The sequence below is a fragment of the Agrobacterium sp. GW821-FHT14E08 genome (assembly GCF_058803865.1).
In genome coordinates this window covers 135,615-150,100 of sequence record NZ_JBXAPJ010000002.1, presented here as the reverse complement: position 1 = coordinate 150,100, position 14,486 = coordinate 135,615, and the positions used below count along the sequence as shown (strand labels likewise).

Annotated in this window: 17 protein-coding genes; 4 read left to right on the top strand and 13 right to left on the bottom strand. The window is 60.3% G+C overall.

Annotated elements, in window-relative coordinates; all coding sequences use genetic code 11:
- Positions 1-37 precede the first annotated feature (37 nt).
- The 6 genes from AC1ROR_RS09530 to AC1ROR_RS09505 all read right to left on the bottom strand — a co-directional run bounded on the left by AC1ROR_RS09530 (position 38) and on the right by AC1ROR_RS09505 (position 4,356).
- Positions 38-961 carry a pirin family protein gene (locus tag AC1ROR_RS09530; RefSeq protein WP_080825770.1) on the bottom strand — a complete coding sequence of 308 codons (924 nt, stop codon included), beginning with the start codon at positions 959-961 and terminating at the stop codon, positions 38-40.
- Between the two features lie 299 nt (positions 962-1,260).
- A complete protein-coding gene (locus AC1ROR_RS09525; RefSeq protein WP_003503059.1) occupies positions 1,261-1,515 on the bottom strand; it encodes an exodeoxyribonuclease VII small subunit in 255 nt (84 codons plus the stop codon).
- A 2-nt stretch (positions 1,516-1,517) separates the two neighbouring features.
- Positions 1,518-2,453: a histone deacetylase family protein gene (locus AC1ROR_RS09520; RefSeq protein WP_498589261.1), complete on the bottom strand. Its 936-nt coding sequence runs from the start codon at positions 2,451-2,453 to the stop codon at positions 1,518-1,520.
- 25 nt (positions 2,454-2,478) lie between these two features.
- The gene (locus AC1ROR_RS09515; protein WP_059760820.1) at positions 2,479-3,042 is read right to left on the bottom strand and encodes a biotin transporter BioY; all 564 of its coding nucleotides are present in this window, start codon (positions 3,040-3,042) and stop codon (positions 2,479-2,481) included.
- A gap of 31 nt (positions 3,043-3,073) precedes the next feature.
- A complete protein-coding gene (locus AC1ROR_RS09510) occupies positions 3,074-3,679 on the bottom strand; it encodes an energy-coupling factor transporter transmembrane component T family protein (RefSeq protein ID WP_498589260.1) in 606 nt (201 codons plus the stop codon).
- The gene (locus AC1ROR_RS09505; protein WP_498589259.1) at positions 3,676-4,356 is read right to left on the bottom strand and encodes an energy-coupling factor ABC transporter ATP-binding protein; all 681 of its coding nucleotides are present in this window, start codon (positions 4,354-4,356) and stop codon (positions 3,676-3,678) included. Before AC1ROR_RS09505 ends, AC1ROR_RS09510 begins: the two co-directional genes overlap by 4 nt.
- 113 nt (positions 4,357-4,469) lie before the next feature.
- Here AC1ROR_RS09505 and AC1ROR_RS09500 point away from each other — a divergent pair, with 113 nt between their 5' ends.
- Positions 4,470-5,666, top strand: a complete 1,197-nt coding sequence (locus AC1ROR_RS09500; RefSeq protein ID WP_498589258.1) for a winged helix-turn-helix domain-containing protein — start codon at positions 4,470-4,472, stop codon at positions 5,664-5,666.
- Positions 5,667-5,937: 271 nt separating this feature from the next.
- Here the strand turns inward: AC1ROR_RS09500 and ribB are convergent, their stop codons facing one another.
- A complete protein-coding gene (gene ribB, locus AC1ROR_RS09495) occupies positions 5,938-7,038 on the bottom strand; it encodes a 3,4-dihydroxy-2-butanone-4-phosphate synthase (protein ID WP_498589257.1) in 1,101 nt (366 codons plus the stop codon).
- Positions 7,039-7,050: 12 nt separating this feature from the next.
- A complete protein-coding gene (gene aroC, locus AC1ROR_RS09490) occupies positions 7,051-8,148 on the bottom strand; it encodes a chorismate synthase (RefSeq protein ID WP_035218583.1) in 1,098 nt (365 codons plus the stop codon).
- Positions 8,149-8,600: 452 nt separating this feature from the next.
- Between aroC and AC1ROR_RS09485 the strand changes: the two genes are divergently transcribed.
- Positions 8,601-8,861 carry a DUF1344 domain-containing protein gene (locus AC1ROR_RS09485; RefSeq protein WP_006699882.1) on the top strand — a complete coding sequence of 87 codons (261 nt, stop codon included), beginning with the start codon at positions 8,601-8,603 and terminating at the stop codon, positions 8,859-8,861.
- A gap of 289 nt (positions 8,862-9,150) precedes the next feature.
- On the opposite strand, the gene AC1ROR_RS09480 is transcribed toward AC1ROR_RS09485, so the two are convergent.
- From AC1ROR_RS09480 to AC1ROR_RS09465, 4 genes are all read right to left on the bottom strand, one after another.
- On the bottom strand, positions 9,151-9,744 hold the full coding sequence (locus AC1ROR_RS09480; RefSeq protein ID WP_035218582.1) for a histidine phosphatase family protein: 594 nt from the start codon (positions 9,742-9,744) through the stop codon (positions 9,151-9,153).
- Between the two features lie 30 nt (positions 9,745-9,774).
- A complete protein-coding gene (gene fabI / locus AC1ROR_RS09475; RefSeq protein ID WP_003494220.1) occupies positions 9,775-10,593 on the bottom strand; it encodes an enoyl-ACP reductase FabI in 819 nt (272 codons plus the stop codon).
- A 131-nt stretch (positions 10,594-10,724) separates the two neighbouring features.
- Complete coding sequence (locus tag AC1ROR_RS09470; RefSeq protein WP_498589256.1) at positions 10,725-11,840, bottom strand: DnaJ C-terminal domain-containing protein; 1,116 nt, start codon at positions 11,838-11,840, stop codon at positions 10,725-10,727.
- Between the two features lie 212 nt (positions 11,841-12,052).
- Positions 12,053-12,502 (bottom strand): RT0821/Lpp0805 family surface protein, encoded by a 450-nt coding sequence (locus AC1ROR_RS09465; RefSeq protein ID WP_035218578.1) that lies wholly within the window; start codon positions 12,500-12,502, stop codon positions 12,053-12,055.
- A 56-nt stretch (positions 12,503-12,558) separates the two neighbouring features.
- Between AC1ROR_RS09465 and pdxH the strand changes: the two genes are divergently transcribed.
- Positions 12,559-13,179: a pyridoxamine 5'-phosphate oxidase gene (pdxH, locus tag AC1ROR_RS09460; protein WP_080833688.1), complete on the top strand. Its 621-nt coding sequence runs from the start codon at positions 12,559-12,561 to the stop codon at positions 13,177-13,179.
- A gap of 22 nt (positions 13,180-13,201) precedes the next feature.
- Here the strand turns inward: pdxH and AC1ROR_RS09455 are convergent, their stop codons facing one another.
- On the bottom strand, positions 13,202-13,981 hold the full coding sequence (locus AC1ROR_RS09455) for a TSUP family transporter (RefSeq protein ID WP_498589255.1): 780 nt from the start codon (positions 13,979-13,981) through the stop codon (positions 13,202-13,204).
- A gap of 154 nt (positions 13,982-14,135) precedes the next feature.
- Here AC1ROR_RS09455 and AC1ROR_RS09450 point away from each other — a divergent pair, with 154 nt between their 5' ends.
- Entirely contained in the window at positions 14,136-14,441 is a 306-nt protein-coding gene (locus AC1ROR_RS09450) for a pyrophosphohydrolase domain-containing protein (RefSeq protein WP_498589254.1), read from the top strand.
- Positions 14,442-14,486: the final 45 nt, after the last annotated feature.

Genomic DNA, 14,486 nt, shown 5'->3' with positions numbered 1-14,486 from the left:
CGGTGCAGCCCTGCATGTCGTACACTTCTATAGAATTTCAACCTTCCGGCAAAGGGACAAACTCTTCTTCGTCGCCGGGAACGATGTCGAAGCGTCCGGTTCTCCACTCCTGTTTGGCCTGCTCTATGCGTTCTTTTGATGACGAAACGAAGTTCCACCAGATGTAACGGCGCTGATTGAGCGCCGCCCCGCCGAAGATCATGATGTGACAGCCATTGCTGCCGGCCTGCAACGTGATGTCGTCGCCGGGCCGGAAGACGAGCAGCTGGTCGGCGGCGAAGATATCACCCGCCACATCCAGCGAACCGGACAGAATATAGATCGCCCGCTCCTCATGATCGGCGGAGAAGGGGAATTTTACCCCCGGCTCCAGCGAAAGATCGACATAAAGCGTATCCGTAAAGGCCGAAACCGGGGAGGTGAGGCCTTCGAATTCGCCGATCACCACCCGGCCGGTCGCGCCCTTGAGGTCGATCAACGGCATGTCTTCCTTCGCCGTGTGGGCAAAGGCGGGGGCGATTTCTTCCATATGGTCTGGCAGGGCAAGCCAGGTCTGCAAGCCGGACATGGAAAGCGGGTGGCCGCGCAGGTTTTCCGGCGTGCGTTCCGAATGCACGATGCCGCGCCCGGCCGTCATCAGGTTGATGTCGCCGGGGCGGATGACAAGCTCGGTGCCGAGACTGTCGCGATGCTTGATTTCGCCGTCGAACAGATAAGTGACGGTGGAAAGCCCGATATGCGGATGTGGTTTGACGTCGAGCGCCTCACCGGCCTTCAGGATCGCCGGGCCCATGCGGTCGAAAAAGATGAACGGTCCCACAAGCCGCCGCTGCCGGGTCGGCAGGGCACGGCGCACGGCAAAGCCACCAATATCGCTGGTGCGGGGAATGATCAGGTTTTCGATGGCATCGCAGGCAAAAGCATCACCCGCGACGGGATCGTTACCGGGAAAGAAGGACATCGCAAGCTCCTCGTATCGTCTGGCGGGAGTTTAGCATAACCGAGGGGGAGGGGAGCATCGCGATATCGAACGCAGCGTCAACGATCCTTGTTAACACGACATTGTGAGAACACCTTACGGACGGGGAGAGTTTTCAAACCTCTCCTCCGTCATCTTCGGGCTTGTCCCGAGGATCTAAACACGTCAAGAAAATCAATGCATTGCAGATCCTCGGGACAAGCCCGAGGATGACGTCGAGTGTTTGAATCAGGAGGTGGCTGCCTTATCGAATCACGTCCAAACGCTCCCGCTAAACGCAGTCATTCCCCGTCCAGCGGCTCCACACCCTGCGGCTTGCCCGCACGATCGAGGCGAATCTTCTCGATTCGCTTTTCGGCAGCGTTCAACAGCGTTTCGCAATGCTTCTTCAGGGCTTCGCCGCGCTCATAAATGGCGATGGATTCGTCCAGCGCCACGTCTCCGCGTTCCAGGCGAGCGACAATGCTTTCCAGCTCGGCGACGGCTTTTTCGAAAGAATAACCGCTGACATCGGCTGTGTTGGCATTTTCCGTCATGTTCAACCCTTCATCATTCTCAAAATATGCATGGCTGCCGATTCCGCCAGCCCTTCCAGATCATAACCGCCTTCCAGCAGGCTGACGACCCGGTTCGATGCGTATTTATCCGCCATTTCCAGAAGCCGGCCCGTTGCCCAGTCGAAATCCTCGCCCACCAGATTGATCTGCGCCAAGGGATCGCGGTGATGCGCGTCGAAACCGGCGGAGATGAGGATGAGATCGGGCGAAAAATCGGCAATCGCCGGCAACACGCGGGATTTGAAGGCCTCGCGGAAATATTCGCTGCCGGTGTTGGGCGAAAGCGGAGCGTTGACGATATTGTTCTTCACGCCAGTTTCGTTTTTGTCGCCGCTCCACGGGTAAAGCGGCATCTGGTGGGTGGAACAGAACAGCACGGATGTGTCGTTCCAGAAGATATCCTGCGTGCCGTTACCGTGATGCACATCCCAGTCGATGATGGCGACGCGCTCCGCGCCGTGCGCCTTCTGCGCATGGCGGGCGGCAATCGCCACATTGTTGAAAAGACAGAAGCCCATGGCCTTTGCGGTTTCCGCATGGTGGCCGGGCGGGCGGGCAGCGACGAAGACATTGTCGGCCGCACCCGTGAACACGTCGTCCACCGCCGCCATGGCAGCACCGATGCCGGTCAGTGCCGCCTGCAGGCTTTTTTGCGAAACGTAAGTGTCGGCCTCGACGCGGTTGATCTCGCCATCCTCTTCGGGGATCTGCCGCATGACAGAAAGCAGATGCTCCTCCGGATGCGCCAGCAGCACCGCATCCTCATTGGCCTGCGGCGCTTCAATCCGTTCCAGCCGCTCGAAATTCGGATGTTCGAGCGCGATGTTCAGCGACCGCAGGCGGTCTGGCCGCTCCGGGTGGCCGGGAGGCGTGATGTGCTCCAGGAAGATCGGATGTTCGTATAAACGCGTCGCCATTCTTTTCCTCCCGAAGAAAGTCTGTTCAGACGCGCTGCGGCAGAAGCGGATAACCGGCCATCACGGCGCGGCCGGCAAGAGCGGCAAGCACGGCCTTCAGCGCATCGCCCGGAATGAAGGCGAGCGAACCCATGAAGGCCTTTTCGAAACCGAGCCCGACGACCAGCGCCAGATAGGTGATGCCGAAAGCATAAAGCACGACCACGCCACCGATCAGGCTGGCGACGAAAAAGCCGATGCCCTGTGTGAGAGCAGACTGGCCGCGATTGACGAGTTTTTCCGAGAGCGTGCCGGTGACGAAAACCGCCGCGATCCAGCCGATCAGGAAGCCCGTGGTCGGCGTGGTGAAGATGGAAAGGCCGCCGCGTCCGCCCGAAAGCACCGGCAGGCCGATGGCGGCAATCAGGATCGTCAGGAGAACCGCCAGCGTACCGCGTTTCGCGCCCAGCACGACGCCGGCCAGCATGACACCGAGCGACTGCGCGGTGATCGGCACGGGGATGAAACCGAGCGTGATCGGCGGCAGAAGCCCGAGTGCGATGATGATGGCGGAAAACAGCGAAATCAGCACAAGGTCGCGGGTCGTCATGGCTCGGAAACTCCGGATGGTTATCTGGCCGTCAGCTTTGGCCTCTGAAACCGCGCGCGTCAATGGCGTCGGCAATGGCATCGGCATCCTTCAACGTCATAATGACGAGCGGCACGATGATGGTGGCCATCCGCACGGGCAGGCCGCGTGCCCGGTGCGCATCACGCACCGCATGGTAACGATTGACGATTTCAGGCACGAAACGCACGACGAGCCCGACCGAGAGCCCGATATCGGCGGCCTTCACCAGCCCCAGCCTTTCCAGCGGGGCGGCGGCAAGTGCGATCTCGTCCATGAATTGCGAGATGCTGACGGTGATGGTGACGGCGGTGGCAAGCAGCGCCAGCGCCGTCAGCCGCAAAAGATTGACACTGGCATCATGGGCAGGAAGCAGGAGATAGCTGAAGGCGGCGACGAGGAAGATGGTCAGCATCACCGGCCGCAGCCGCAGGCCGATATCCTTGAAGGGCAGCCGCGTAGCACCCAGAATGAAGGCGGCCAGAACCGTCGCGCCTGCGAGAACCAGCAGATCGCGGGTGAGGAACAATGCGATGCTGAAACCCATCAGCGTCACGAGCTTGAGGCGCGGCGAGACGCGGTAGAGCCAGCCAGCGCCTTCGACATGCAGCGATTTCATCGCGATGCCACCTCCAGATAGCGCGCCACCGCTTCTTCGGGTGCGGCGTCGGCCACTAGCGCGCCTTCATGGAAAACCAGCACCCGGTCGAAACCCGCAACCAGCGGCAGATCGTGGGTGATGACAACAAGCGCCTGCGACAGCGTCGCCATGGTTTTTTCCACGATCGCACGGTTTTTGAGATCGAGCTGGTTGGTCGGCTCATCGAGAATGAGGATTTGCGGTTCGGTGACCAGAAGCGCCGCCAGCGCCGCCAGCTGCAATTCGCCGCCGGAAAGCTCATGCGCGCGCCGGTCTTCCAGGTGAGCGATGCCGAGCCGGGCAAGGACGGCTTTGACTCTGGCGTCGGTTTCCGCTCTGCCGAGACCGAGCCGTTTCAGCCCGAAGGCGACATCGTCGCGCACGATTGGCAGGATGATCTGGTTCTGCGGATTCTGGAAGATGAAGCCGACCGCCTGCAAGACCGCCTTGGCGTCGCTCACGGTGTCGAGACCGTTCACCGAAACCTTGCCCTCGCTCGGTTTGTTCAGCCCGTTGATCAGCCGGGCAAAGGTGGTCTTGCCGGAACCATTGAGGCCGATCACGCCGATGCGCCGTTCCGTCAATGTCAGAGACAGCGGCTGCAGGGCCTGCCGGCCCTCGAAAGCGACACCGGCGGCGTCGAAACGGATTTCCAAGCTTACATCCTCGCGCTCGTTTTCCGGTTCTATACCCCGTCATCAACAGAAGTGAAACAAGGAACAAAAAAAGAACATTGCAATCCTGAAAAAGCCGTCATACCTTCTGCTCCATGGTGATCAAGGTTTCAAACGAAGCGGCAAGACGAATTTTTCTGGCGCGGCAGGGGCTTTCCTCGCCGCCCGGCAAGGCTCTTTCCAAGAGCGACCTGCTGCAGCTGATAACCGATATCGGTTTTGTGCAGGTGGACAGCATCGGCACGGTGGAGCGCGCCCACCATCAGATTATCTTCTCCCGCAACCAGACCTACAGGCGTGATCATCTGACCACGCTTTTGGAAAAGGACCGGGCGCTGTTCGAGCACTGGACGCATGACGCTTCCATCGTGCCGACGGAATTTTATCCCTATTGGAAGCACCGCTTCCGCCGCCGCGAGCCGATCATTCAGGAGCGCTGGCGCAAATGGCACGGCGAGGGCTTCGACGCCGCTTTCGGTGAAACGCTGGAGCGCATTGCGGCAACCGGCCCGGTTCTGGCGCGGGAGCTGAAGGAAGAGGGGCACCAGTCCGGCGGCTGGTGGAACTGGCATCCGTCCAAGACCGCACTCGAATATCTCTGGCACACCGGCAAGCTCGCGATTGCCGGCCGCGTAAACTTCCAGAAGGTCTATGATCTCGCCGAACGGGTGATTCCCGGCGAGCATCATGAAACCGAGGTAGAACATGCCGAATTTGTCGACTGGGCCTGCCGTGAGGCGCTGAAGCGGCTGGGTTTCGCCACCCATGGCGAAATCGCCGCCTTTTTCGATCTCGTCACCCCGCAGGAGGCGAGGGACTGGGTCAAAAACCATCGCGATGAACTCTGCGAGGTTTCGCTTCTTGCAAGCGATGGCGACACTGCCCGCCCGTCCTATGCCTTTGCCGATTTCACCTCCGACCTGACCGACGTGCCGGAACCCTCATCCCGCGTCCGTGTCCTCAGCCCCTTCGACCCGCTGCTGCGCGACCGAAACCGCACGGAGCGGCTGTTCGGCTTCTATTATCGCATCGAGGTCTTCGTGCCCGAGCCGAAACGGCAATATGGCTATTACGTCTTCCCGCTTCTGGAGGGTGACAGGCTGATCGGCCGCATCGACATGAAGGCGGATCGCAAGCGCGGCACGCTGGATGTGCGTCGCCTGTGGCTGGAGCCGGGCGTGCGCGCCTCGGCTGGACGGCTGGAGAAGCTCGACGCGGAACTGGTGAGGCTGGCGAAGTTTACGGGTGTTGAGAGCGTGAATTATCTGGAGGGCTGGCGGGAGGAAAACTGAGGTTTTTTGCTCGATTGATTGCAAGACAGGGCACGCAGACACAGCGTTCCTGATCCGTGATGCCGGATTGTCGCGCGGCGTTGCGGCATATTTCTTCTCCCCGCCGGGGAGAAGGTGGCCCGAAGGGTCGGATGAGGGGGCAATGGCAGCGATATGCGGAGAACTTGCCCCCTCATCCCGCTGCCGCGGACTTCTCCCCGACGGGGAGAAGAAACAAGCGGAACCCGCTCGCCTCACACTCGCTAAGTGAAGCTAGACTAGCCCCCAAAAATCAGCAGATGTCCGTCGCCGAAATCTTGATGCCGAATCCTTCGAGCCCGACATAATGGCGCTCACGCGTCGTCAGCAGCTTGATGGAGCTGATGCCGAGGTCTTTCAAAATCTGCGCGCCGAGGCCGATTTCCAGCCACTCATTTTCGCGCGAACGGGCCTGTGCATGCGCTTCGTCGGGTTCGCGCGCCTTGCGCCGTCCGGCCACCTGGCCGACACCGACGGAGCCCTCGCGCAGATAGACGATGACGCCGCGGCCTTCCTCGGCAATCTTCTGCATATAATGGCGCACCGGCTGGCGGTCGCCGAACACGTCGTCGGCGACGTTCTCGGGATGAAGGCGAACGGGAATATCGACGCCATCGCGGATATCACCGAAAATCACCGCCATATGCTGCATCCGGTCCCAGGGCAGGGAATAGGTCTGCGCCTTGGCCGGCCCGAAGGGCGTTTCGATGGTGAAGGAGGATTCCATCTCCACCAGCGTTTCCTTGCGCTGACGATAGGCGATGAGATCGGCGACGGAAACCTGCTTCAGCTGGTGTTTTTCCGCAAAAGCCGTGACCTGCGGCCCGCGCGTAACGGTGCCGTCATCATTGACGAGTTCGCAGATGACGCCGATCGGTGGCAGGCCCGCCAGCTTGCAGAGATCGACGGCCGCTTCGGTATGGCCGGAGCGCATCAGCACGCCGCCTTCGCGGGCAATCAGCGGGAAGATATGGCCCGGCCGGGTAAAATCGGCGGCGCCAACATTGGGGTTGGCGAGGTTGCGCACCGTCAGCGTGCGGTCATCGGCAGAAATGCCTGTCGTGGTGCCGTGCTTGAAATCGACGCTGACGGTAAAGGCCGTCGTGTGGGCGCTGTCGTTTTCCGCCACCATGGCATTGAGGTTCAGCCGCTTGGCCTCCTCGCGCGGCATGGGAGCGCAAACGATACCGGAGGTGTGGCGCACGATGAAGGCCATCTTTTCCGCCGTGCAATGAACCGCGGAAATAATCAGATCGCCTTCATTCTCGCGGTCGTCATCATCGGTCACGACAACGATCTCGCCGGCTTCGAAAGCGCGGATGGCGTCTACGACACGTTTCTGGTCATATGCCATTTCAGAAATACCTCAGCTTAGCCGGCCGGTCTGGCCGCGATCTCGCAAATAATGGTCAGCAACGGTGCAGGCGATCATCGCTTCGCCGATCGGCACGGCGCGGATGCCGACGCAGGGGTCATGGCGGCCCTTGGTGCGCACGTCCACATTGTTGCCGTCGGTATCGATGGACAGCCGTTCCGTCAGAATGGAGGAGGTGGGCTTGATGGCGAAGCGGGCGATGACAGGCTCGCCGGTCGCGATGCCGCCCAGAATGCCGCCGGCATGGTTGGAGAGGAAGATCGGCTTGCCGTCATTGCCCATGCGCATCTGGTCGGCATTTTCCTCGCCGGAAAGCTCGGCCGAGGCGAAACCTTCGCCGATCTCCACGCCCTTAACGGCGTTGATCGACATCAGGCTGGAGGCGATATCCTGATCGAGCTTGGCATAAATGGGTGCGCCGATGCCGGCCGGAACCCCTTCCGCCACCACTTCGACAACGGCGCCGATGGAGGAACCCGCCTTGCGGATGCCGTCGAGATACTCTTCCCAGACCGGCACCATCGCGGCGTCAGGGCAGAAGAACGGGTTCTGGTCGACCTGATCCCAGTCCCAATTGTCGCGATTGATTTTGTGCTTGCCGATCTGCACCAGCGCGCCGCGCACATTGAGGCTCGGCACCACCTTGCGGGCGATCGCGCCGGCCGCGACCCGTGCTGCGGTTTCGCGCGCGGAAGAACGCCCGCCACCACGATAATCGCGAATGCCGTATTTCAGATCGTAGGTGAAATCCGCATGGCCGGGGCGGAACCGTTTGGCGATCTCGCCATAATCCTTCGAACGCTGGTCGGTGTTTTCGATCAGCATCGAGATCGGCGTGCCGGTGGTTATCATCGTCTCGCCGTCCTCATCCAGCATCACGCCGGAGAGAACCTTGACGATGTCATCCTCGCGGCGTTGGGTCACGAAGCGGCTTTGGCCGGGCTTGCGCTTGTCCATCCAGTGCTGCACCTCGGCAAGCGTGAAGCGGATGCCGGGCGGGCAACCATCCACCACGCAGCCCAAGGCGGGCCCATGGCTTTCTCCCCAGGTGGTAACGCGGAAAAGATGACCGAAGCTGTTATGCGACATATTTCTCAAGACCGGAAAGCAGGGCCGACCTGCGGACAGGGGCCGTTTAAAACAAGCGGATTTGTCATAGTGGAAAATCGGAGCAAGGCAAAAGCCTTTCTTTCATCGCAGGCCCGATAAGAAGGTGACATACCGTTCACGAAGCGCGACAGCCGCAGGGCGACACACATAACCACGGAGAATAGAAGCCGCCGGGCAAATGATTCGGTCTGAACCCCCGGGTTTTGGGAGATGACGAGAGTATAAAGATACCGGCGTTTTCCACGCTAATCCGGAGTTTTCCAATATTGCTGCGAAATGCGGTGTAAAAATCACTAACGGCTTGAACGCGATCCCAAATCCGTTCATCAATTGGGCCGAAAATGTCATGGTTGCGGGCAATTTCCGCCACATTCGAAAGGCAATTCTTCATGCATGTAAGGTTTTCACGCAAATCCACGAAAGCTAGATCGATGCGTATGATGATTGCCGCCCTTCTGGCTACCGCCAACCTTTTGATGCCCATCAACGGCTTCGCCCAGAGCGTCGACGTGGAAGGCACGATCAGCAAGATCGACGCGAACGGGCTGAGCATTACGCTCAACGACGGCAAGACCTATCGCGTGCCGGAAGAGTTCAATTTCGAAGGCCTGAAAGCGGGCGTGAAGGTTGTGGTTTTCTACACGGAAGTGGATGGCAAACGCGTGGTCGACGATCTTCAGGTCGTGGAATAAGCGGCGATTGCGGCTCTGCCTGCCGATAAGGCAATTCTTTCCTCTGCCATTACGCTAAAACGTCCGTTGTGAAACGAGCGGTTGCCGCTTGTTTCTTCTCCCCGCCGGGGAGAAGTCCGCGGCAGCGGGATGAGGGGGCAAGGGCAGAGATATTCGGAGAGCTAGCCCCCTCATCCGACCCTTCGGGCCACCTTCTCCCCGGCGGGGAGAAGAAATACGCGGCGGCCGTTGCGCCAAATATACGGGCTGCTCGCGCAGGACGACGCAGAGGGTTATGCCCTGTGATCCCTCACGAAATCCAATCCGCACTATTCCTGTCGATTTCGACTTTCAAAATCCGGTCCTGCGGGATTTGCGTTCTTGAGGCTTCGTCCTTGTCCATGCCCGATACGAGCCGGAAGATGGAGCGGATCACGCCGCCATGGCAGACGCAGACGGTTGGAACCTCGACGGAGGAAAGCCATGCGCCGATGCGCCAGGACAGTATTTCATAGCTTTCCGCGTCCTGTCCGGGGGGAATGAAGTCCCACTTATTGGCCTTGCGCGCCTTCACCCGGTCCGGAAATTCTTTTTTCAGTTCCGGCAGGGTCTGGCCCTCCCAGTCGCCGAAGGACACTTCGACGAGACGGTCATCGGTGCGGTAGGCCTTGGGGTCGAGCCCCATGGCCCCGCGCATCAGTTCCATGGTCTCGCGCGTGCGCCCGAGCGGGCTTGCCACGTAGTCGAAATCATCGGCTGTAGCACCAAGGATGCGCGCCAGAACCTTGCCGTTGCCGACCGCCTGCTGGCGGCCGAAATCATTGAGCGGAATGTCTTTCTGGCCCTGAAGCCGGCGTATCGCATTCCAGTCCGTTTGTCCGTGCCGGATCACATAGACGAGCAAGGCGATACCCCGTTCTTACACTTTTCAGGCTTAGTCCTTGACCACCGAAATATCAGGCGCATCCACCGCCTTCATGCCGATGGTGTGGTAACCGGAATCGACATGGTGGATTTCGCCGGTCACACCGGTCGAAAGGTCGGACAGCAGGTACAGCGCCGACTTGCCGACTTCCTCGATGGAAACTGTACGCTTCAGCGGCGCATTATATTCGTTCCATTTCAGAATGTAACGGAAGTCGCCGATGCCGGAAGCGGCAAGCGTCTTGATCGGGCCGGCGGAAACGGCGTTGACGCGGATGCCGCGATTGCCGAGGTCGACGGCGAGATAACGTACGCTGGCCTCGAGTGCGGCCTTGGCCACGCCCATGACATTGTAGTTCGGCATGACCTTCTCGGCGCCGTAATAGGTGAGCGTGACGATCGAGCCGCCATCATTCATGACAGGCTCGGCACGCTTGGCAACGGCGGCCAGCGAGAAGACGGAAATGTCCATGGTGCGGTTGAAATTGTCGCGGCTGGTGTCGAGATAGCGGCCGGTCAACTCGTCCTTGTCGGAGAAAGCGATGGCGTGCACGACGAAGTCGATCTTGCCCCAGTGCTTTTCCAGCCCGGCAAAAACCGCATCGATCGTCTCGAGATCGGTCACGTCACAGTGGCCGGCCATGAATGCACCGAGTTCCTGCGCCAAGGGCTCGACGCGCTTCTTCAGCGCATCGCCCTGCCAGGTGAGTGCGAGTTCCGCGCCTGCGTCCGCGCAAGCCTTGGCAATGCCCCAAGCGATTGAACGATTATTGGCGACGCCCATGATGAGGCCGCGTTTGCCAGCCATGAGGCCGGATGCCTGAGCCATTTTATGCTCCCTGATACTTTCGATTGATCCTGCCTATGGCATAGGCTGCAATCCTGTTCAAGATTGCCAAAGATCATCAACTGTTAGGGAGCGTAACAAAGGGTGCGTTGTCCCGGCTATTCGCAAAACTTTCACAAATAAAGGCCTTCGCGCATGTGCCGCATGAGATCGGTCACCTTTTCATCCGGCTTTTCAAGCAGGACGATGCGCAATTCGATGACGAGATCGCCAGATTCTCCCTTGCCGTCGGCAAGGCCTTTGCCGGCGAGCCTCAGCACGCGGTCCGAACCGGACCAGGCCGGAATGCTGAGACTTTCCTCGCCCAGCGGCGTCTTCACCTTCGTTTCGCAACCCAGAACCGCATCGCTGAGCGAGATCGGCAAAGTTGTGTGAATATCGAAGCCACGAACGGAAAAAGCGTCATCGCGGGCGGCGAGCAATGTCACGGCAAGATCGCCACGCGCCATGTTGGGAAGCTTCAGCCCCTGTCCCTTCAGCCGCACCACATGACCGTCCGTCATGCCCGGCTCGAGCTGAAAACGGGCTTCCCTTTCCTCTGCAAGCGCAACCGTAATCCATTTGCGCTCAAGAAGATCGGCGACGGTGACGGTGGCTTCCGCAGTGATATCGGGCGCTTTTTCGGGCGTTGGCTGCGCGGGCCGGAAACGGCGAACCAGCGCGCTGAAAAGATTGGCGGCAAGCGAGGTGGGGGCGGATTTGTCGTCACCTGTGACGGGTTGCGCCGTTTCACCGGCGCCCGGCACGTCGCCTCTCGCGCCTTGTGCCGCAGCTTTCGCGGCTTCCGCCGCCTGCTGCACCTTCGGGTCGTTCTGTGCCTCTGCACCGAAAATCCGCTCGACGATATCTTCGGCGGTTTCCGCCCTGGCGTCGGTCTTCTGGCCGGTCTGCGCCCGGTTGCGGGCGTCGGCGCGGGCCAGTTCCTCCATCAGCTTCTCGGCCGCCTTGGCGCGCTCGGCAGCCTCGCGCGCCGCCTCCCGCTGCTGCATGATGGTTTCGCCGCGCTGCTTCTTTTCGGCCGCCCTGCGGGCCTGGTCGTAAAGATCGCGTTTTTTGGGGTCTTTCAGAAGATCATAGGCCTGTCCGATCTCGGCGAATCGTGCCGAGGCATCGGGGTCGTCGCGATTGGCGTCCGGGTGGACGGTTTTCGCCTTCGTGCGCCAGGCGGCCTTGATTTCCTCGTGGCGGGCGTCACGTTTCACGCCGAGGATCGAATATGGATCGCGCATGCGAAACACCAGTTACGTTGGCTCAGGCGCATGCTGCCGCTCATGGCGCAATCCTGAAGCTAACCCCTCCGAAAAGGGATGCCGGCGATCATTCGCCTGCAGGCCCTCGGTTTAATCAACGTCGACTGTTGCAATAAGTTGCTAATCAGTTCTTTACGGGGAATGCGCGCTGTGCCGAGGCCGGCCCTATTCCATGCGCCAAGGTAAACAGATTATTTCTGCTCGAAGCGGGTCAGCAGCCATTCGCCGGTTTCCGACAGGCAGGCCTGGCCGGCATAGGCTGCAACGCCCTCGAAGGAGTGGCGTGTCGTCCTGAATTCGCGGCAGACGAAACCGCTGGATTTGTCTTCGTGAATGGCGGTGACGACGCCGGCGCTGCCGGTTGCGGCATTGGCCCAGGGCAGCGGCTGGTCGGCAAGTTTGGCCAGATCCGCCGATGTCACCGCGTTGCGGATGGTCGCGTCGTCGGTCTGCGGCCCGTTATTCTGCTGGTTGGGAACGGAAGCGGTGGAAAGTGAGCGGTCGACCTTGTCGCCGCCGAACAGATCGAGGCTGACGCAGCCGCTCAGCACCACGAGCATTGACACGACAGCGGAAACTTCCGCGATCGACGAAAGGAGGCCCTTTGTTCGACTGTTCGACTTTGCTATGACGGTCACCATCTTTCACCAGAGATCATCTCTGGGGTCCAAATCAGCTCGGGAGCATTTTAGTCAATATGTCGGAAACGGGGTTAACATCCAGTGACTTCACTGAAGAAAATGAACCGTTCACGCTTTTTGCCGAATGGCTGAAGGATGCGGCGGCCTCCGAAATCAACGATCCGAACGCGGTCGCCCTCGCAACCGTGGACGAAAACGGCCTGCCGAATGTGCGTATGGTGCTGCTGAAGGACGTCGATGATCGCGGCTTCGTTTTCTATACGAATTTCGAAAGCCAGAAGGGACGCGAGATCCTCGGCCAGAAAAAAGCGGCCATGTGTTTCCACTGGAAAAGCCTGCGGCGGCAGGTGCGCCTGCGCGGGGAGGTGGAGATCGTCACCGACGCGGAAGCGGACGCTTATTACGCTTCGCGCCCGCGCGGAAGCCGCATCGGCGCCTGGGCGTCGAAGCAGTCGCGGCCGCTGGAAGGCCGTTTCGCGCTGGAGAAGGCCGTCGCCGAATATACCGCCAAATATGCGATCGGCGATATTCCGCGCCCGTCCTACTGGTCCGGGTTCCGCATTCGCCCCGTCAGCATCGAATTCTGGCACGACCGCAAGTTCCGCCTGCACGACCGCGTCGAATTCCGCCGCGAGACGCCGGATGCGGCATGGTCCAAGGTCCGCATGTATCCTTGAAATGCAGGCCGCCTAGTCCTGCTTACTTCAGCAGCGAATCGAAGAGCGGCAGACCGATGACGGCGGAAATGGCGATCAGGCCATAGCAGATACGCCTGAACGCCGCCTCGTCGGCCAGCCCGTGCAATCGCGCGCCGGCGTAAAGACCCGCTCCGTAAAACGGCAGGGCCAGCAGGAAAAACACGAAGATATCGGCCGTGAACAGACCGCTGAAAAAATAGCTGGTGGCGGAGATGACGGTCGAGATCGCGAAATAGAGAATGACATTGGCGCGCACGAAGGCGCCCTTGAGCGCGCCGCCAAGCCAATAGGCAACGATGGGCGGACCACCCAATTGCGCCGCCCCCGAAAACAGCCCGGCGACAAGACCGGTGACGAGCGTCAGCGGCGTCTTCGGCCGGCCGCTGTAACGCCAGCCGGAAACCAGGAACAGCAAAAGCACGACGACCACGACGGAGATGATCCAGCGCAGCGTCAGCGGATCGCCATTTGAAAGCAGCAGGGTTCCAAGCGGCACGCCGACAAGCGCGCCGGCCGCCATGGTGAACACCTCTCGCCGGTCCGCCATGCGCCAGGCGGGCGGTATCATGCCAAGCGTCAGGACGCCGTCCACCACCAGAAGAACCACTGAGGCGATGCGTGGCCCGACAATGGCGCTCGCAAGCGGAATGAAGATGAGGGCCGCGCCAAAGCCGGAAAAGCCACGGGCGAGGCCGGCCAGAAAGGCGGCGCCCGCAAACATGGCGAGCAGCGACGGACTATGCGCGATGATGAGGGCCGAGAAGAAGTCGAGCGGAGACATGGGGGATGGCACGGTTTTTCGAATACCTTTTCTCTATCCTGCTCGCAGGCGCCTGTCGTGGAAATTTCCGTTCATCGCTGCACGATGTCCTTTCCGGTCGACGCCGCCGGAGAATCGTGATTAGAGTTGTAGCGCATGAACAAAGGATGAACAAATGCTCGCTGTCATGATGCGCCAGTTTGAAGAGGCGTCGCAAAAATATGCTGCTGAAAACGGGATCATCCGCGATCCGGACTGGTATATGCTGAAGCTTCAGGAAGAGATGGGCGAGGTCACGCAGGCCTGGAACCGGTTGACGGGGCGGGGGCGCATCAAGGGCAGGAGCAAGGAGGAGATGAAACGGGATCTGGCCGACGAAACCGCCGATCTTCTCGGCCACGTGCTGCTGCTGGCCCATTATAACGGTCTTGATATCAAAGGTGCGATAGAGCGGAAGTGGCGTTTTACGGCGTTGGTATGACAGTTTGCGGCGGGAAATCAGACCTTTGCGCTGCCGGGTCCGCCC